The 16,911-nt window shown below is 68.5% G+C and carries 14 protein-coding genes and 2 riboswitches; of the genes, 1 reads left to right on the top strand and 13 read right to left on the bottom strand.

The window, feature by feature from the left end:
* Positions 1-3 precede the first annotated feature (3 nt).
* The 8 genes from glk to ABDJ40_RS13980 all read right to left on the bottom strand — a co-directional run bounded on the left by glk (position 4) and on the right by ABDJ40_RS13980 (position 8,918).
* Positions 4-975: a glucokinase gene (gene glk, locus ABDJ40_RS14015; protein WP_347610688.1), complete on the bottom strand. Its 972-nt coding sequence runs from the start codon at positions 973-975 to the stop codon at positions 4-6.
* Positions 972-2,036, bottom strand: coding sequence for an ABC transporter ATP-binding protein (locus ABDJ40_RS14010; protein ID WP_347610685.1), 1,065 nt, complete (start codon positions 2,034-2,036; stop codon positions 972-974). Before ABDJ40_RS14010 ends, glk begins: the two co-directional genes overlap by 4 nt.
* A gap of 4 nt (positions 2,037-2,040) precedes the next feature.
* Entirely contained in the window at positions 2,041-2,904 is an 864-nt protein-coding gene (locus tag ABDJ40_RS14005) for a carbohydrate ABC transporter permease (protein ID WP_347611076.1), read from the bottom strand.
* An 8-nt stretch (positions 2,905-2,912) separates the two neighbouring features.
* The gene (locus ABDJ40_RS14000; RefSeq protein ID WP_347610683.1) at positions 2,913-3,794 is read right to left on the bottom strand and encodes a carbohydrate ABC transporter permease; all 882 of its coding nucleotides are present in this window, start codon (positions 3,792-3,794) and stop codon (positions 2,913-2,915) included.
* 192 nt (positions 3,795-3,986) lie between these two features.
* A complete protein-coding gene (locus tag ABDJ40_RS13995; protein WP_430765641.1) occupies positions 3,987-5,249 on the bottom strand; it encodes an ABC transporter substrate-binding protein in 1,263 nt (420 codons plus the stop codon).
* Between the two features lie 64 nt (positions 5,250-5,313).
* The gene (locus ABDJ40_RS13990; protein ID WP_347610681.1) at positions 5,314-6,492 is read right to left on the bottom strand and encodes a maltoporin; all 1,179 of its coding nucleotides are present in this window, start codon (positions 6,490-6,492) and stop codon (positions 5,314-5,316) included.
* 239 nt (positions 6,493-6,731) lie between these two features.
* A complete protein-coding gene (locus ABDJ40_RS13985) occupies positions 6,732-8,198 on the bottom strand; it encodes a sensor histidine kinase (RefSeq protein ID WP_347610679.1) in 1,467 nt (488 codons plus the stop codon).
* Between the two features lie 18 nt (positions 8,199-8,216).
* Positions 8,217-8,918, bottom strand: coding sequence for a response regulator transcription factor (locus tag ABDJ40_RS13980; protein WP_347610677.1), 702 nt, complete (start codon positions 8,916-8,918; stop codon positions 8,217-8,219).
* A gap of 208 nt (positions 8,919-9,126) precedes the next feature.
* Between ABDJ40_RS13980 and ABDJ40_RS13975 the strand changes: the two genes are divergently transcribed.
* Positions 9,127-9,981 carry a PEP-CTERM sorting domain-containing protein gene (locus ABDJ40_RS13975; protein WP_347610675.1) on the top strand — a complete coding sequence of 285 codons (855 nt, stop codon included), beginning with the start codon at positions 9,127-9,129 and terminating at the stop codon, positions 9,979-9,981.
* Between the two features lie 181 nt (positions 9,982-10,162).
* On the opposite strand, the gene ABDJ40_RS13970 is transcribed toward ABDJ40_RS13975, so the two are convergent.
* The 5 genes from ABDJ40_RS13970 to gcvT all read right to left on the bottom strand — a co-directional run bounded on the left by ABDJ40_RS13970 (position 10,163) and on the right by gcvT (position 16,611).
* Positions 10,163-11,554 (bottom strand): L-serine ammonia-lyase, encoded by a 1,392-nt coding sequence (locus ABDJ40_RS13970; RefSeq protein WP_347610673.1) that lies wholly within the window; start codon positions 11,552-11,554, stop codon positions 10,163-10,165.
* Positions 11,555-11,563: 9 nt separating this feature from the next.
* A complete protein-coding gene (locus ABDJ40_RS13965) occupies positions 11,564-11,941 on the bottom strand; it encodes a hypothetical protein (protein WP_347610671.1) in 378 nt (125 codons plus the stop codon).
* 36 nt (positions 11,942-11,977) lie between these two features.
* Complete coding sequence (gene gcvP, locus ABDJ40_RS13960) at positions 11,978-14,878, bottom strand: aminomethyl-transferring glycine dehydrogenase (protein WP_347610669.1); 2,901 nt, start codon at positions 14,876-14,878, stop codon at positions 11,978-11,980.
* Positions 14,879-15,022: 144 nt separating this feature from the next.
* Positions 15,023-15,397, bottom strand: coding sequence for a glycine cleavage system protein GcvH (gene gcvH, locus ABDJ40_RS13955; protein ID WP_183104644.1), 375 nt, complete (start codon positions 15,395-15,397; stop codon positions 15,023-15,025).
* An 89-nt stretch (positions 15,398-15,486) separates the two neighbouring features.
* On the bottom strand, positions 15,487-16,611 hold the full coding sequence (gene gcvT, locus ABDJ40_RS13950) for a glycine cleavage system aminomethyltransferase GcvT (RefSeq protein ID WP_347610666.1): 1,125 nt from the start codon (positions 16,609-16,611) through the stop codon (positions 15,487-15,489).
* Between the two features lie 61 nt (positions 16,612-16,672).
* Positions 16,673-16,781: riboswitch (glycine riboswitch) on the bottom strand.
* A gap of 9 nt (positions 16,782-16,790) precedes the next feature.
* Positions 16,791-16,894, bottom strand: a riboswitch (glycine riboswitch).
* Positions 16,895-16,911: the final 17 nt, after the last annotated feature.

Here is a 16,911-nt window from a genome sequence, read left to right as displayed (position 1 = left end):
GACCTAGGCCAGGGCCAGGGCCATGCCGCGCAGCGCGGGCGACTCCTGGGCCGTGATGAGGTAGACCGGCATGGTCTCCAGCAGAGGCCGCATGCGTCCCTTGGCGAGGAAGCGCTCCATGAAGGCGGACTTCTGCAGGGCTCCCGCCATGCGCGGCAGCACGCCACCGCCCAGGTAGACCCCGCCGCGCGCGCCCAGGGTCAGTGCCAGGTTGCCGGCCATGGCACCGAGGAAACCGAAGAACAGCGCCAGCGCCTCGCTCGCCCGCGCATCGGCTTGCGCCAGTGCGGCATCGGCCAGTTCGGGCGGCTGCGTGAAGCGCACCGGGCAGTCGTCCACGGCGCACAGGGCCTCGTAGGTCCAGACCAGGCCGGGCCCCGACAGCACCCGCTCGGCCGAGGCATGGCCGAAGCGCCGCTGCAGCTGGCTCAGCACCCGCCATTCGCGCTCGGTGCTGGCACACAGGGTGGCATGCCCGCCTTCGCTCTCCAGCGCCCGCCAGCCGCCGCCGGGCTGGGGCAGCAGGCCCGAGACGCCCAGCCCCGTGCCCGGCCCGATCAACGCCCGCGCCGCGTCCGGCAGGGCCGGGCCTCCGCCCAGGTGCAGCAGCTCGTCCTCACGCAAGGTGGGCAGGGCCAGCGCCAGGGCGGAGAAGTCGTTGTAGATGGCCAGCTTGTGCAGGCCCAGGCCCTGCCGCAGGGCCTCGATGGAGAAGGCCCAGTGGTTGTTGGTCATCTGGATCCAGTCCCCGGTGACCGGATTGGCCAGGCCCAGGGCCGCCTGCGCCGGACGCTCGCGGCCGATGCGCTTGAGGTAGACCTCGACGGCCTGCTGCAGCTGCGGATAGTCCTGGCAGGGCAGGGTCTCGACGCACTCCAGCGGCGCCTGTGCATGGGCCTGCCAGGCGAAGCGGGCATTGGTGCCGCCGATGTCGCCCACGAGCCGGGGCCGGGCCAGAAGGGAGTCCTGCGTCATGCGATGCGCCTTTCATCCTGGCCCTGGAACAGATGGACGGCCTGGGGCGCCCATTGCAGATGGACCGTGTCCCCCACCTGGGCATGCAGCGCTCCTGGCACGCGGCTGGTGAGGCGGCCGACGGCGGTCTCGACGGTGGCGTAGGTGTCGGGGCCCGTGGGCTCGATCATGTGCAGGCGGCCCGGCAGGCCTTCGCCGGACAGGCGCACGTCCTCCGGGCGCAGGCCGTACAGCAGGTCCTGGCCGGCCAGCGGCTGCAAGGCCAGGCGCTGGGCCTCCGACAGCGGCAACACCTGACCCTGGGCCTGTGCACTGCCGCCATCGAAGCGCGCGCCGACGAAGTTCATGGTCGGCGAGCCGATGAACTCGGCCACGAAGCGGTTGGCCGGGCGGCTGTAGATGTCCTCCGGCGTGCCGAACTGCTGCACCTGCCCGTCCTTCATCACCGCGATGCGGTCGCCCAGGGTCATGGCCTCGACCTGGTCGTGGGTCACATAGACCGTGGTGGTGCGGGTGCGCTGGTGCAGCAGCTTGATCTCGGCGCGCATCTCCACGCGCAGCTTGGCATCGAGGTTGGACAGCGGCTCGTCGAAGAGGAAGAGCTTGGGGTCGCGCGCCAGCGCCCGCCCCATGGCCACGCGCTGGCGCTGGCCGCCGGAGAGCTGCCCGGGCTTGCGCTGCAGCAGGTGCTCGATCTGCAGCATCTTCGCGACGCGGGCCACGGCGGCATCCCGCTCGGCGCGCTTCATGCCGCGCATCTCCAGCGCGAAGGCGATGTTCTGGGCCACGTTCATGTTGGGGTAGAGCGCGTAGCTCTGGAACACCATGGCGATATCTCGGTCCTTGGAGGGCAGGTCGGTGACGTCGCGCTCGCCGATGTGAATGCGGCCCGTGGTGGGCTGCTCCAGCCCCGCGATCATGGCCAGCAGCGTGGACTTGCCACAGCCCGAGGGACCCACGAGGATCAGGAACTCGCCGGCCTCGATCTCCAGGTCGATGCCCTTGAGGATCTCGACGCTGCCATAGCCCTTGCGGATCTGTTGAAGGTTCAGTGCACCCATGGTGTCATCCTTTCACGGCGCCAGCGGTGAGGCCGCGCACAAAGTACTTGCCCGCCAGCACATAGACCAGCAGGGTGGGCGCGGCGGCGATGAGCGCAGCGGCCATGTCCACGTTGTATTCCTTGACCGAACTGGAGGTGTTGGCCAGGTTGTTGAGGCCCACGGTGATGGGCTTGGCGTCGGCGCCGGAGAACACCACACCGTAGAGGAAGTCGTTCCAGATGGCGGTGAACTGCCAGATCAGCGTCACCACCAGGATGGGCCCCGACAGCGGCAGCACGATGCGCCAGAAGATCTGCCAGAAGCCCGCGCCATCGAGCATGGCGGCCTTCACCAGCTCGTCCGGCAGGCCCGCGTAGTAGTTGCGGAAGAACAGCGTGGTGGAGGGCAGGCCTGCCAGCACATGCACCAGCACCAGGCCCGCCAGCGAGTTGGCCAGGCCCAGCTGCCCCAGCACCTGGCTCATGGGCAGCAGCACCACCTGCATGGGCATGAAGACGCCGAAGAGCATCAGCGCAAAGACCAGCTCGCTGCCACGGAAGCGCCACTTGGTCAGCACATAGCCGTTGATGGCGCCCAGGGCCGTGGAGATGATCACCGCCGGCACCACCATGGCGACCGAGTTCATGAAGAAGGGCTTGAGCCCGTTGCAATCGGTGCCGGTGCAGGCGCTGGACCAGGCCTTGGCCCAGGCGCCAAGCTCCGGTGCCGACGGAATGGACAGCAGGCTGCCCTGGCGCAGCTCCTCCATGCTCTTGAGCGAGGTGCTCACCATCACGTACAGCGGGGTCAGGTAGAACAGGGCCAGCAGGCCGAGGGCCGCGAAGAGGGCCAGGCGCCCGATGCTCAGGCGTGGCGCAGCGGTCATGGAAGCGCTCATGCGTGCCTCCCGCGTTGACGCAGTTCAGAGTAGAGATAGGGCACCACGATGGCCGCGATGGTGGCCAGCATCACCGTGGCGCTGGCGGCCCCGAGGCCGATCTGGCCGCGGCTGAAGGCCATGGTGTACATGAAGGTGGCGGGCAGGTCCGTCGCGTAGCCGGGGCCGCCGGCGGTCAGCGCCATCACCAGGTCGAAGCTCTTGATGGCCAGGTGGCTCACCACCATCAGCGTCGAGAAGAAGACCGGGCGCAGGCTGGGAATGAGGATGCGCCAGTAGATGCGCGGCAGGCTGGCCCCGTCGACTTGCGCGGCCTTGATGATGCTGTCGTCGATGCCGCGCAGCCCCGCGAGGAACAGCGCCATCACGAAGCCCGAGCTCTGCCAGATGGCGGCGATGACGACGCAGTAGATCGCCATGTCGGCATCCACCAGCCAGTCGAAGCGCGCGTTCTCGAAGCCCCATTGCTGCAGCAGGTGCTCGAGGCCCAGGCCGGGGTTGAGGATCCATTTCCAGGCCGTGCCCGTCACGATGAAGGACAGGGCCATGGGGTAGAGGTAGACCGTGCGCAGCACGCCTTCGGCGCGGATGCGCTGGTCCAGCAGGATGGCCAGCAGCAGGCCCATTACCGTGGCCCCGCCGACGAACAGCGTGCCGAAGACCGCCAGGTTGCGCAGGGCCAGGGTCCAGCGCTCGGACTCGAAGAGCTGCGCGTACTGCGCCAGCCCCACGAACTCGTAATTGGGCAGCAGGCGGGAGGCGGTGAGCGAGAGCACACCGTTCCAGGCCATCAGGCCGTAGATGAAGAACAGCGCCAGCAGGAAGGAGGGCGCCAGGACCAGCTTGGGCAGCCAGGGGCTGCGGGGAGGGGCATTCATGGCAGGCCTTTGAAAGGCGTCGGGAAGCAGCTCAAAAAGACCTGCACGCCGCGCCCGGCCTGGGCCGGAGGCCGCCTGCAGACGAGCGCAGGCGTGCAGGCAAGGGTCCGCAGAGGGCACCCGAGCTACAAGAGATCCTTGAGGAAGAGGGGGCCGGTGCGCTCGTCATGACGAACGCACGGGCCAAGGCGCTCAGCGCTGCTTGGCGGCGGCGACGAGGCGGTCCATGGCCTGGGCCGTGCTCATCTTGTCGCTGTTCCAGAACTGGCTGACCACGTCCTTGATCGCGCCTTCGGCGGCCGAGGGCACGGCCATGCCGTGGGCGATGGAGGGCACCAGGGTCGAGGCCTTGGCGCTGTCGGCGAAGTCCTTGGACGAGGCGCGGGCGCAGTCGTCGAACTTGTCCATCTTCATGCCCATCCGCACCGGGATGGAGCCCTTGTTCAGGTTGAACAGCTCCTGGAAGTCCGGCGACATGATGGCCGAGGCCAGGTCGCGCTGGGCCTTCTGGTTGGCCTCGCTCTTCAGCTTGAAGAAGGCGAAGGAGTCGATGTTGAAGGTGAAGGCCTTGGCCGTGCCGGGTGCGGGCAGGCACAGGAAGTCCTTGCCGGCGGTCTTGCCCGCCGCCACGAACTCACCCTTGGCCCAGTCGCCCATGATCTGCATGCCGGCCTCGCCCTTGATCACCATGGCGGTGGCCAGGTTCCAGTCGCGGCCGGGGGCGTTGCGGTCGGTGTAGTCCTTGAGGCGGCGGAAGGTGCTCAGCACCTTGTCCATGGTGGGGCTCTTCAGCGTGGCCGGATCCAGCTGGACCAGGGCCTTGCGGTAGAAGTCCACGCCGCCCAGGCCCAGGGCCACGGCCTCGAAGCTGGTGAAGTCCTGCCAGTTCTGGCCGCCATGGGCCAGGGGCACGATGCCGGCCTTCTTCAGCGCATCGGCCGCCACGAAGAACTCGTCCCAGGTGGTCGGGGCCTTGGCGCCGGCCTTCTTCAGGGCTTCCGGGTTCACCCACAGCCAGTTCACGCGGTGCACGTTCACGGGCGCGGCGATGTAGTGGCCCTGGTACTTCATGATGTCGCTGACGACCTTGGGCAGGCTCTCGTCCCACTTCTCGGTCTTGGCGAGGTCATCCATATTGGCCAGCACGCCTTCCTGCGCCCATTCCTGCAGCGAGGGGCCCTTGATCTGCGCGGCGGCCGGGGCATTGCCCGAGACCACGCGGGACTTCAGCACCGTCATGGCGGAATCACCGCCGCCGCCGGCCACGGCGAAGTCCTTCCAGCTGTGACCCTTGGCCTGCAGCGTGCCCTTGAGCGCGACGGCCGCCTTGGCCTCGCCGCCGCTGGTCCACCAGTGCAGGACTTCGACCTCGCCGGCCTGGGCCGCGGTGGCCGCGCAGGCCGTGATCAGGGCCAGGACCAGGGGGCGCACGGCGCCCTTGTTCATGCTTTGCATGCTTGTCTCCAGATTCTTTTGTGCGTTGAGCGTGATTGTGCGTTCATCTGCCGTTCAGGGACGGTCAGAACCACCATTCCACCTGGGCGCCGGCGCTGGTGCCGGAGGTCTTGTCCGCGAAGGCGGCCTGGCCGGTGACGTTGCCGGCGGCGCTGTTCCAGCGGGCATGCGTCAGGTAGACGCGGAACTCGGGACGGCTCCAGAAGTCGTTGGCGATGGACAGCGTGGGCGCGATGGTGAACTTGGTCAGCCGCGCGGTGGCCCCGCCATCGGGCTTGTACTGCGAGACGCCCAGCTCGCTGACCAGCTTGAAGTTGCGGCTCATGCCATAGGACGCGCGACCGCCGATGGACAGCGACTTGGTGCTCTTGCCCGCCGCGTCCGTCTCCTTGGCCAGCAGCAGCATGGCCTGGCCGCCAAACACGCCTTCCTGCCAGCCGATGGACTCCACCAGGCGGTAGCTCCTGGCAGACGAACCCGCGCCGAGATCACCGAAGTTGGAGTTCAGGCCGGCCGAGCCCTGGGCGTACTGCAGCCACAGGGTGTTGGACAGGCCGGTGCCGAAAAGCCTGGCCTGGTCATGGCGCAGGGCGACGCCCAGGCCCGAGGTGCCGCCGTCGAAGCTGCCCTTGGTGGCCGTGAAGAACACGTTCAGCTTGCCCTCGTCATTGGCGGCGATGTCCACCCATTCGACATTGGCGCGATGGCCCGGCTTCACAGCACTGGCCTCGGTCTTGTAGAAGGCCACGCCCAGCTTGCCGGGCCCGCCGTCCAGACCCTTGACGCCCGCGCCTACGCCGGCCATCTCGGTGAAGTAGGTGTCGACGATGTGCACGTCACCGCGGCGGCCGCGTTCCTTGCCGATCCAGAAGGTGGCGTTGGGCGCCACATCGAAGCCCTTGGCCTCGGCGAACATCTGCTCGATGGCCAGGCCCTTGCCATTGGTGTCGGTGGCGCCGGTCCAGTGGTTGGTCATCAGGGTGACGCGGTAGTCCACGCCGTCCTTCTGGAAGCCCTGGCTCAGCTGGAATTCGCCGTAGAAGTCGCACTCGTTGCCCAGGCGGTACTTGATGCCGGCGCTGCCGCCGTTGAGGGCGTAGCAGGCGCGGGAGGCGTTGTTGGAGGTGAGGCCGGGGCCGGCACGGAAGTAGCCGGTCCAGTCCAGCGCCTGGGCGCTGGCGGCGGCGAGGCCGAGGCTCAGCACGAGAGTCAGGCGCGTCAGCGCTTGCGGGGGGAACTTCATTTGCATTGTCTCCGTCGTGGGGCTCCTGAGCGCCAGCGTCCGGCCGCCGGCATTCATGAAGCATTTATGTTTTGTGCATGCGACGTTAATGTTAATGATTCATTCATGTACGTTTATCGGTGATTACCATTAGCGTGCGCCATGCCCCAGAGAAGTGCGCCAGCGGCGGCGCAGCCCGGGCATCAGGCACGGCATAGGTGGACGGGGCGCCGCCCCGGGAGAGGGCGGCAGGCGGGCACTCAGGGCGCCAGCGGCAGGATGAGATCCAGCTGCAGCCCCTGCGGCTGCACCGGGGTGGCGCTGACGCGGCCCCCATGGCGTTCCACGATTTCCTTGACGATGGCCAAGCCCAGTCCACAGCCATTGCCGGAGAGGGTGGCGCGGTAGAAGCGCTCGAACAGGCGGCCCTCGGAGCCAGGCGTGACGCCGGGGCCGTTGTCACGGATGCTGAGCCAGGCGCGGTCCGCATCGCCACTGGCCTGCACGGTGACCGTGGCGCCGCGGCCGGCGTAGCGCAGGGCGTTGTCGATCACATTGACCAGCGCCTCCTTCAGCAGCAGGGGCACGCCGTGCACCCACAGGGGCGTGGCGCCGTCACTGTCGTCCGCGCCCTCGAAGCCCAGGTCCACGCCCGCCTGCAGCGCGCGGGGCACCAGCTCGGCGGTGACCTCGCGGGCGAGGCGGGTCAGGTCCAGCTTCACGCGGGACTGCGCGCCCTGCGACTCCGGCTCCGTGCGCGCCAGGGTCAGCAGCTGGTTGACCAGGTGGGCGCTGCGGCTGGCGCTCTCATGCACGCGCTGCAGGCGCTCCTGCAGCGCGGGCTCGCCAGGCAGCTCGGCGGCCTCCTTCAGGGCCAGCTCTGTCTGGCTCTTGAGGCCGGCCAGGGGCGTGCGCAGTTGATGGGCGGCATCGCTGATGAAGCGGCGCTGGGCCTGCACATTGCTCTGCACGGCCTCCAGCAGCTCGTTGATCGCGTGGGCCAGGGTGCGCAGCTCCTGCGGTGCCACGTGCAACTCGATGGGGCGCAGGTCATTGGGCTTGCGACCCTCGACCAGGCTGCGCAACCGCGCGATCGGTGCCAGACCGGCCCGGATCCCCGCGGCCACGATCATGGTCATCAGCACCATCAGCAGGGACAGGGGCAGGACCATGTCGGTCAGCAGGCGTCGGGCCAGCTCCTCCCGGTTGGCGCTGGAGCGTGCGACCTGGACCAGCATGGTGCGCCCCTTGTCCTCGCCATCGGCGTCACCGTAGTGCAGGTACAGCGCGGCCACGCGCAGGCGGTCCGTGCTGCCGGACTGCGGGTTGGCGACCTCGCTGTCGTAATAGTAGGGCTCGCCCAGGCGCGGATGCTCGGGCACCGACTGCGGCAGGGGCAGCTGGCGGTTGCCCAGGATGAACTCGCCGGGGGGCGAGCTGACGGTGTAGAGCAGCTTGTCGGCCGGATCGGCCTCCAGCACGTCCTGGGCGGCCCGGGGGAAGTCGATCAGCAGGCCGGTGCCCATGGGCTTGACCTGGCGGGCCAGGGCGCGGCTGGCCTGGGACAGGCTGGCGTCCACCGCCTGATTGGCATAGCGCTCGGCCAGCTTGAAGGTGAAGAGGGCGCCGCCCAGCCACAGCACCAGCTGGGGCAGCAGCAGCCACAGCAGCAGCTGACGCCGCAGGGAGGTGCCGGCGCCGAACCAGCGCAGGACGCGGTGCAGCATGCTCGGGCCTGCGTGGGCCTAGGCGCCGGAGGAGGCTTCGGCCTCCAGCAGATAGCCCAGGCCGCGCACCGTGCGGATGGCCACGCCCGCGCCCTCCAGCTTGCGGCGCAGGCGGTGGATGTAGACCTCCACCGCGTTGGTGGCGCTGCCTTGGGGGTCGTTGCCGCCGCCATCGGCCGAGGCCCAGGTCTGGTTGATCTGCTCCTTGGTGACGACGCGGTCGCGGTTCGCCATCAGCAGGTCCAGCAGCATCCATTCGCGCGGGCTGAGGTCGATGGGCTCGCCATGGATCAGGGCACGGCGGGCTTCCTGGTCCAGGCTCAGGCCGGCCACCTCGGCGCGCAGGGGCTGGGCCCCCGCGCGGCTGCGGCGCAGCAGGGCGCGCAGGCGAGCTTCCAGCTCGGGGAAGTCAAAGGGTTTGGTGAGGTAGTCGTCCGCACCGGCGTTGAGGCCGGCCACGCGGTCCTCCAGGCTGTCCAGGGCGGTGAGGATCAGCACGGGCAGGGCGGGCTTGGCCACGCGCACATGCTTGAGCACGGTGAGCCCGTCCACCATGGGCAGGCCCAGGTCCAGTACCGCGACGTCAAAGGGCTGCTTGACCAGCAGGTACTCGGCCACCGCGCCATTCGGGGCGTGCTCCACGGCGAAGCCGCTGCGGCGCATCTGGGCGCACAGGGCGTCAGCGAGCAGGGGGTCGTCTTCGGCGAGCAGCAGGTTCATGAATGGCAGCTTAACAGCCGTTCAGATCGGAGGCGACAGGAGTTTCCTGCAGTTTCGGGAGATCCCCGGGGCGCCTACACGAAGAGCGCCCCGACCGGCAAGCTCCCGGAGCGCGTAGCGGCGCCGCAGCTCCGCTGAGACCAAGATCCCGCGAGGCCCTGGCCCGGCAAACGGGCGCGGGGTCGCTCAACCTCTGGAGGAACTGAACATGAAATCAGCAACCATGGCTTTCATCGGATCTGCCCTTGTCGTCGCGGCGGGACTCGCGTCTGCGGCGCCGCTGAAGTCCACCGCGGTCCCGATCCCCATCGAAGAGGAGTTCGTCGTCGCGCAGCAGCTGCACGTCGATTCCAGTCTGGACGCCATCGTCACCCAGCTCCTGGGAGCGGGGCTCGTCGACTTCGGTGCCAAGCTTCACTACGAAGGACGCTACCGCGTCCTTGAAACGTCGCCGGGCATCTTCTCCGGCAGCTACGGTGGCATCCTCTCCGGCACCTATCTCGGCGAGACCTGGTCCGTCGAATACGGGGCGGCCATGGAGACCGACGCCGCGCTGAACAAGGTGTGGAACCTGGACAGCAAGGGGACCTGGAAGAAGGGGCCGTACGCCGGGAAGAACTTCAAGGACAAGGGCAAGATCATCGAGAAGACCGACCATACGGCCGATCTGGAAATCGAGATCGAGACCGACGGCGTCACGCCGAAGATCAAGACCTCGGCGGCTGGCCTCAAGAAGGACAAGGGCGGCGGCAAGCTGAAGGTGTCCGGCGATCTCGGGGTCGTCGACGACGCCGGGAAGACGCACAAGGAGAAGGTGGCCATCGAGCTGGACCAGGCCACCAAGACCTTCACTTCCCGGGTCACCAGCAGCTTCGCGGGCTTTGGCTTCGTGGTCCTGGAGAACGAAGGCTCCTATACCGCTTCGGATTGCCTGGCGGACTGCCCCGTGGGAGAGACCTCCTTCGACATCACGGTCACCCAGGTGCCCGAGCCGGCCACGCCCCTGCTCTTCGCCGCGGGATTCGGCGGCTTTCTGGTGTCGCGCCGCCGCAAGTCAGCCTGAGCGGACATCCGCGGACGCAGCGGCAGCTTCTGGCCTTGTCAGCTGGGGCTGGTCGCAGGAGCTCCGGCGGCTGAACCGGGCCCGATGCTGAAGCAGGGCCTGGCTGGCGGGAGGGCGGCGTCCGGGGCTGGGCGTGTGAGACAGGGCATGTGAGGGGCTCGCCTCACCCGCTCCATGGTCTTCAGCACTCGACGATGTTCACGGCCAGGCCGCCGCGGGCCGTTTCCTTGTACTTGGTCATCATGTCGGCGCCGGTGTCGCGCATGGTCTTGATGACCTTGTCCAGGCTCACGAAGTGCGTGCCGTCGCCGCGCAGGGCCATGCGGGCCGCATTGATGGCCTTGACCGAGGCGATGGCATTGCGCTCGATGCAGGGGATCTGGACCAGCCCGCCCACCGGGTCGCAGGTGAGGCCCAGATGGTGCTCCATGCCGATCTCGGCCGCGTTCTCCACCTGCTCGGGCGTGCCGCCCATTACCTGGCACAGGGCGCCGGCGGCCATGGAGCAGGCCACGCCCACCTCGCCCTGGCAGCCGACCTCGGCGCCTGAGATGGAAGCGTTTTCCTTGTAGAGGATGCCGATGGCGGCGGCGGTGAGCAGGAAGTCCACCACGCCGTCTTCATTGGCGCCATGCACGAAGCGGCTGTAGTAGTGCAGCACGGCGGGCACGATGCCGGCCGCGCCGTTGGTCGGTGCCGTCACCACGCGGCCGCCGGCAGCGTTCTCCTCGTTGACGGCCAGGGCGTAGAGGTTGACCCAGTCCATCACCTGCAGCGGGTCGCGCAGGGCGGCCTCGGGGTTGGCCGTGAGGTCGCGGTAGAGCTGTGAGGCGCGGCGCTTGACCTTGAAGCCGCCCGGCAGGATGCCCTCGGTGCGCAGGCCGCGGCTGACGCAGTCCTGCATCACCTGCCAGATGCGCAGCAGGCCGTCACGCGTGTCCGCGTCGCTGCGCCAGTGGCGCTCATTGCGGCGCATCACCTCGGCGATGCTGATGCCGTGGGTCTTGGTCAGCGCCAGCAGCTCGTCACCCGTCTTGAAGGGGTAGGGCAGCACGGTGGCGTCGGGCGCGATCACCTTCTGCTTGCTGCCGTCGGCCGCCACCTCCTCGCTGACGACGAAGCCGCCGCCCACCGAGTAGTAGGTCTTCTCGGACAGCAGCGCGCCTTCTGCATCGAAGGCGCTGAAGCGCATGCCGTTGGCATGGAAGGGCAGGCTCTGGCGGCGGAAGAAGACCAGGTCCTTGACCTCGTTGAAGTCCACCCAGTGCTCGCCCAGCAGCTGCATGCGGCTGCCTTGACGGATCTCGTCCAGGTACTGAGGCACGCGCTCCACATCGACCGTGTCCGGCTCATGGCCGGCCAGGCCCAGCAGCACGGCGGTGTCGCTGCCGTGGCCCTTGCCGGTAGCCCCCAGGGAGCCGTAGAGCTGGGACAGCACACGCGCCGTGCGCGGCAGCAGGCCCTCGCTGCGCAGGCGCGAGGCGAAGAGGCGGGCGGCGCGCATCGGGCCCACCGTGTGGGAGCTGGAGGGGCCGATGCCAATCTTGAACAGGTCGAAAACGGAAACGGCCATGGTGCTCTCTCAGGTGTCGGCAGTCTCGGCGAGGCTGCTCAGGCAGATGGTGTAGAGGCCGCCGCGCGCGGGCAGCGGGCTCAGCTTGGGGGTGATGGGGCGGACATTGCCGAGCTGCCAGGCAAACATGCCCGGCGTGCCCGGCCAGGGGTCCACCGACAGTACATCGACCAGGGCGACCCCGGCCGCCTCAGGGTCTAGCTGGTCGTCCGAGGCCACCTGGCGGCGACTCTCGATGATCAGCAGGTCGCGCAGGGGCACCTGCGGCGGGCACCAGGAGCGCAGCTCCAGGCGGTGCCGGCCCTGGGCAATCAGCTTGCCCGCCGGGCTCAGCACGGCAAGAGCGGTGAAGCTTTGGTCCAACTGAGAATCACTCGGGCTGTCCATGCTGTGGGCTCCTGCCGTGGGCTGCGGGCGCTGGCCTTATGCCTGTTCGAACTCGCTCATCGGGATGCAGGAGCAGAACAGGTTGCGGTCACCGTAGACGTTGTCCACGCGACCCACCGGCGACCAGTACTTCTGGCGGCGCAGGGTGGCCACCGGGTAGGCGGCTTCCTCGCGGGTGTAGCCATGGCTCCACTCGGTGGCCAGCAGCACCTCGGCGGTGTGCGGAGCGTTCACGAGCGGGTTGTCCTCGCGGGCCCACTGGCCGGCCTCGACCTTGGCGATCTCGGCGCGGATGGCCAGCATGGCGTCGCAGAAGCGGTCCAGCTCGGCCTTGGACTCCGACTCGGTCGGCTCCACCATCAGCGTGCCGGCCACCGGGAAGGACAGCGTGGGGGCGTGGAAGCCGTAGTCGATCAGGCGCTTGGCCACGTCTTCGGCGGACACGCCGGAGCTGTCCTTCAGCGGGCGCAGGTCCAGGATGCACTCGTGGGCCACGCCACCGCCCTTCACGCCGGCGATATTGCCGCTGAAGTGGATGTCATAGGCATCCGACAAACGGGCGGCCACATAGTTGGCGGACAGGATAGCGATCTCGGTCGCGGCCTGCAGGCCGTCGGCGGCCATCATGCGGACGTACATCCAGCTGATGGGCAGCACGGCGGCGTTGCCCAGCGGGGCGGCCGAGACGGCACCCACATTGCTGGCCACGCCCACGCCGGCGCTGCGGTGCGCGGGCAGGAAGGGCACGAGGTCGGCGACCACGCAGACCGGGCCGACGCCCGGGCCGCCACCGCCGTGGGGGATGCAGAAGGTCTTGTGCAGGTTCAGGTGGGACACGTCGCCGCCGAACTCGCCAGGGGCCGCCACGCCGACCAGGGCGTTCATGTTGGCGCCGTCCACATAGACGCGGCCGCCATGGCTCTTCACGAGCTGGCAGATCTCCTTGACCTGGGTGTCGAAGACGCCGTAGGTCGAGGGGTAGGTGATCATGATGGCGGCCAGGTTGGCACTGTGCTGCTCGCACTTGGCCTTCAGGTCGGCTAGGTCGATATTGCCTTCCTTGTCGCACTTGGTGACCACCACCTGCATGCCCACCATCTGGGCCGAGGCGGGGTTGGTGCCGTGCGCGGACTCGGGGATCAGGCAGATCTTGCGATGGCCTTCGCCGCGCGACTCATGCCAGGCCTTGATGGCCAGCAGGCCGGCGTACTCGCCCTGCGAGCCGGCATTGGGCTGCAGGCTGATGCCGGAGTAGCCGGTGGCCTGGCACAGCCAGGCGGTCAGCTGTTCGTTCAGCAGCTCGTAGCCCGCCAGTTGCTCGCGCGGGGCGAAGGGGTGGATCTGGGCGAACTCTGGCCAGGTGATGGGGATCATCTCGCTGGTCGCGTTCAGCTTCATGGTGCAGGAACCCAGCGGGATCATGCTGCGGTCCAGGGCCAGGTCCTTGTCGGACAGGGCGCGGATGTAGCGCAGCATCTCGGTTTCGCTGTGGTGGGTGTTGAACACCGGGTGGTCGAGGTAGCTGCTGGTGCGCACCAGCTCGGCCGGGATCATGGCGGCCACGCCCTTCTCGAAGGCGGCGAAGCCGGGCAGGCTCTTGCCGTCGGCGAAGACGGCCAGCACGGCGCCGAGGTCTTCACGCGTGGTGGTCTCGTCCAGCGACAGGCTCAGGGACTGGGCCGAGGCGCGGCGGAAGTTCATGCCAGCCTTGACACCCGCGGCCAGCAGGGCCTCGGTCTTGGCGCCGGTCTGCACGTGCAGGGTGTCAAAGGCGGCGGCATTGTTGATGCCGAAGCCCAGGCCCTTCAGGCCTTCGGCCAGGATGGCGGTGTAGGCCGCCACGCGCTGGGCGATGCGCTTCAGGCCTTGCGGGCCGTGGTAGACGGCGTACATGCTGGCCACGACGGCCGGCAGCACCTGGGCGGTACAGATGTTGGAGGTGGCCTTCTCGCGGCGGATGTGCTGCTCGCGGGTCTGCAGGGCCAGGCGGTAGGCCTTGTTGCCTTGCGCGTCCACCGAGACACCGACCAGGCGGCCCGGCAGGTTGCGCTTGAACTCGTCCTTGCAGGCCATGTAGGCGGCGTGCGGGCCGCCATTGCCCATGGGCATGCCGAAGCGCTGGGTCGTGCCCACGGCGATGTCGGCGCCTTGCTCGCCAGGTGCCTTCAGCAGGGTCAGGGACAGCAGGTCGGCGGCGGCGATCAGCAGGCCGTTCTGGGCATGCACGGCGTCGGCGACGGGCTGCAGGCTGCGCACGTCACCGTTGACGCCGGGGTACTGCACCAGGGCGGCGAAGCACTCGGTCTTGCCGGCCTCGGCGGCGGGGCCCACGACCACGGTGATGCCGATGGGCTCGGCGCGGGTGCGCACCACTTCCAGCGTCTGCGGCAGCACGTCGTCGGCCACGAAGAAGGTCTGGCTCTTGCTCTTGCCCACGCGGGCGGCCAGAGTCATGGCCTCGGCGGCGGCGGTGGCCTCGTCCAGCATGGAGGCGTTGGCGATGGCCATGCCGGTGAGGTCGGTCACCATGGTCTGGAAGTTGACCAGGGCCTCCATGCGGCCTTGCGAGATCTCGGCCTGGTAGGGCGTGTAGGCGGTGTACCAGGCGGGGTTCTCGAGGATGTTGCGCAGGATGACGCCCGGGGTCAGGGTGCCGTAGTAGCCCTGGCCGATGTAGCTCTTGAGCACCTGGTTCTTGCTCGCGACGGCCTTCAGCTCGGCCAGCGCGGCGGCCTCGGTGGCGGCGGGCGGCAGCTGCATGCCGGCCGTGCGCTTGATGCTGGCGGGCACGATGGCCTCGATCAGGGCACGGCGCGAGGCCTGGCCGATCACGGACAGCATGGCGGCTTCATCGGCGGCATCGGGGCCGATGTGGCGGGCGTGGAATTCGGCGGCGTTCTCGAGTTCGCGCAGGGGCTTCAGGGCAGACATCAACATGGCAAATCCTTCATCGGTGACCGCGGCAGGCTCATGGCCGGCGGCGGCAGTCCGGGGCAGGGCGGTGGCAGGCAGGGGCCGCCCGGCAGATACGGAAACGGGCACGGACAGGACTGTCGGTGCCCGTTGTTCACCTCACGGCGATCAGCTGTTCTTGACCAGCTCGTCGTAGGCGGTGGCGTCCATCAGGGCGTCCAGCTCGGCCGGCTTGGACAGCTTGACCTTGAAGAACCAGCCCGAGGCCAGCGGGTCGCTGTTGGCGAGGGAAGGGTCGGCGCGCAGGGCTTCGTTGACCTCGGTGATCTCGCCGCTGACGGGCATGTAGACGTCGGCGGCGGCCTTGACGGACTCGACCACGCCGGCGACTTCCTTCTCGGCGAAGCTCTTGCCGACGTCGGGCAGGTCCACGAACACCACGTCGCCCAGCGCGTCTTGCGCATGGACGGTGATGCCCACGGTGGCGGTGCCGTCAGCGTTGATCTGGATCCACTCGTGGTCGGCGGTGTACTTGATGCTCATGGTGTGCTCCGAATGTCGGGAGAAAAGACCAGGGAAAACTGGACGGGGAAACAGGCGAGGGGCCAGTATCGGCCCCTCACACGCGGATGTCAGCCGCGGAAATAGCGGTGCGGCGCGAAGGGGGTGGCGGCCACGGTCATGGCAACGCGCTTGTCACGCACCAGGGCGAAGACTTCCGTGCCTTGCGGGGCGTAGGCCGTCTGCACATAGCCCAGGGCCACCGGCTGGTTGACCGTGGGGCCCAGGGAGCCGCTGGTCACGACGCCGATCTCGGTGCCGTCTGCGTTCACCAGCTTGGCGCCTTCGCGCACGGGCATGCGCTCGGCGGAGATCAGGCCCACGCGCTTGCGCTGCACGCCGTTGGCGAGCTGCTCGTTGACGATGTCGGCACCGGGATAGCCGCCGGCACGGGCGCCACCGGCGCGGCGCACCTTCTGGATGGCCCAGGTCAGGGCGCCTTCCACGGGGGTGGTGCTGGTGTCGATGTCATGGCCGTAGAGGCACAGGCCGGCTTCCAGGCGCAGGGTGTCGCGGGCGCCGAGGCCGATGGGCATCACTTCGGGCTGGGCCAGCAGCTTGCGGGCCAGCTCGACGGCCTGGTCGTTGTGCACCGAGATCTCGAAGCCGTCTTCGCCGGTGTAGCCCGAGCGGGTCAGGAAGGTCTCGATGCCGTCCAGATTGAAGAAGCCGCCGGTCATGAAGGTCAGCTTGGCGACTTCGGGGTTCAGGCGGGCCAGGGCCGTCACGGCCTGCGGGCCTTGCAGCGCGAGCAGGGCGCGCTCGGGGGTGGGGATCACCTCGCAGCGGCTGCCGATCTTGGCCTGCAGATGGGCCGTGTCCTGCTCCTTGCAGGCGGCGTTCACCACCACGAAGATGTCGTCGGGGCGGCGGCAGACCATCAGGTCGTCGAGGATGCCGCCCTGCTCGTTCGTGAAGAGGGCGTAGCGCTGCTTGTAGACGGGCAGGTCGATGATGTCCACCGGCACGATGGACTCCAGGGCGGCGCCGGCGTCAGCGCCCACCAGACGCAGCTGGCCCATGTGCGAGACGTCGAAGAGGCCGGCGGCCGTGCGGGTGTGCTTGTGCTCGGCCAGGATGCCGGCCTTGTACTGCACGGGCATGTCGTAGCCGCCGAAGGGCACCATCTTGGCACCGAGTTCGACGTGCAGGGCGTGCAGGGGGGTCTTCTTGAGATCGGCGGCGGGGGCGGACATGGGCAAATTCCTTCGAGGGCATTCTGGAACCCCAGCCCGGCCGTTGATCCGGGGATGGGGAGCTGCCCTCGCTGTCCGCTTTACCTGAGAGATTGGCCACCGGCGTATCGCCAGCAGCTTGCCCCTTCGGTGGACGGGCTCGAGACCCGTCTCTCTCCAGTGAGGAACGTTCCGATCGGAACGTTTTGTCAGTCCTTTTGCCTGAGCGTTCGAAGCGTGGGATCACCAATGCCTCTGCGCCTTCGGCGGCTCCCGCTAGAGAGCTCTCTCCTGACCGGGCGCATTGTAGCCATGGAATCA

The organism is Roseateles flavus (genome assembly GCF_039872765.1).
GTDB lineage: Bacteria > Pseudomonadota > Gammaproteobacteria > Burkholderiales > Burkholderiaceae_C > Roseateles_B > Roseateles_B flavus.
This window is presented reverse-complemented; position numbering and strand designations above follow the sequence as displayed.

Bases quoted from the DNA above. Each gene is read 5' to 3' on its own strand.
- glk (WP_347610688.1), bottom strand. From the start codon at position 975: ATGACGCAGGACTCCCTTCTGGCCCGGCCCCGGCTCGTGGGCGACATC.
- ABDJ40_RS14010 (WP_347610685.1), bottom strand. From the start codon at position 2,036: ATGGGTGCACTGAACCTTCAACAGATCCGCAAGGGCTATGGCAGCGTC.
- ABDJ40_RS14005 (WP_347611076.1), bottom strand. From the start codon at position 2,904: ATGACCGCTGCGCCACGCCTGAGCATCGGGCGCCTGGCCCTCTTCGCG.
- ABDJ40_RS14000 (WP_347610683.1), bottom strand. From the start codon at position 3,794: ATGAATGCCCCTCCCCGCAGCCCCTGGCTGCCCAAGCTGGTCCTGGCG.
- ABDJ40_RS13995 (WP_430765641.1), bottom strand. From the start codon at position 5,249: ATGCAAAGCATGAACAAGGGCGCCGTGCGCCCCCTGGTCCTGGCCCTG.
- ABDJ40_RS13990 (WP_347610681.1), bottom strand. From the start codon at position 6,492: ATGAAGTTCCCCCCGCAAGCGCTGACGCGCCTGACTCTCGTGCTGAGC.
- ABDJ40_RS13985 (WP_347610679.1), bottom strand. From the start codon at position 8,198: ATGCTGCACCGCGTCCTGCGCTGGTTCGGCGCCGGCACCTCCCTGCGG.
- ABDJ40_RS13980 (WP_347610677.1), bottom strand. From the start codon at position 8,918: ATGAACCTGCTGCTCGCCGAAGACGACCCCCTGCTCGCTGACGCCCTG.
- ABDJ40_RS13975 (WP_347610675.1), top strand. From the start codon at position 9,127: ATGAAATCAGCAACCATGGCTTTCATCGGATCTGCCCTTGTCGTCGCG.
- ABDJ40_RS13970 (WP_347610673.1), bottom strand. From the start codon at position 11,554: ATGGCCGTTTCCGTTTTCGACCTGTTCAAGATTGGCATCGGCCCCTCC.
- ABDJ40_RS13965 (WP_347610671.1), bottom strand. From the start codon at position 11,941: ATGGACAGCCCGAGTGATTCTCAGTTGGACCAAAGCTTCACCGCTCTT.
- gcvP (WP_347610669.1), bottom strand. From the start codon at position 14,878: ATGTTGATGTCTGCCCTGAAGCCCCTGCGCGAACTCGAGAACGCCGCC.
- gcvH (WP_183104644.1), bottom strand. From the start codon at position 15,397: ATGAGCATCAAGTACACCGCCGACCACGAGTGGATCCAGATCAACGCT.
- gcvT (WP_347610666.1), bottom strand. From the start codon at position 16,611: ATGTCCGCCCCCGCCGCCGATCTCAAGAAGACCCCCCTGCACGCCCTG.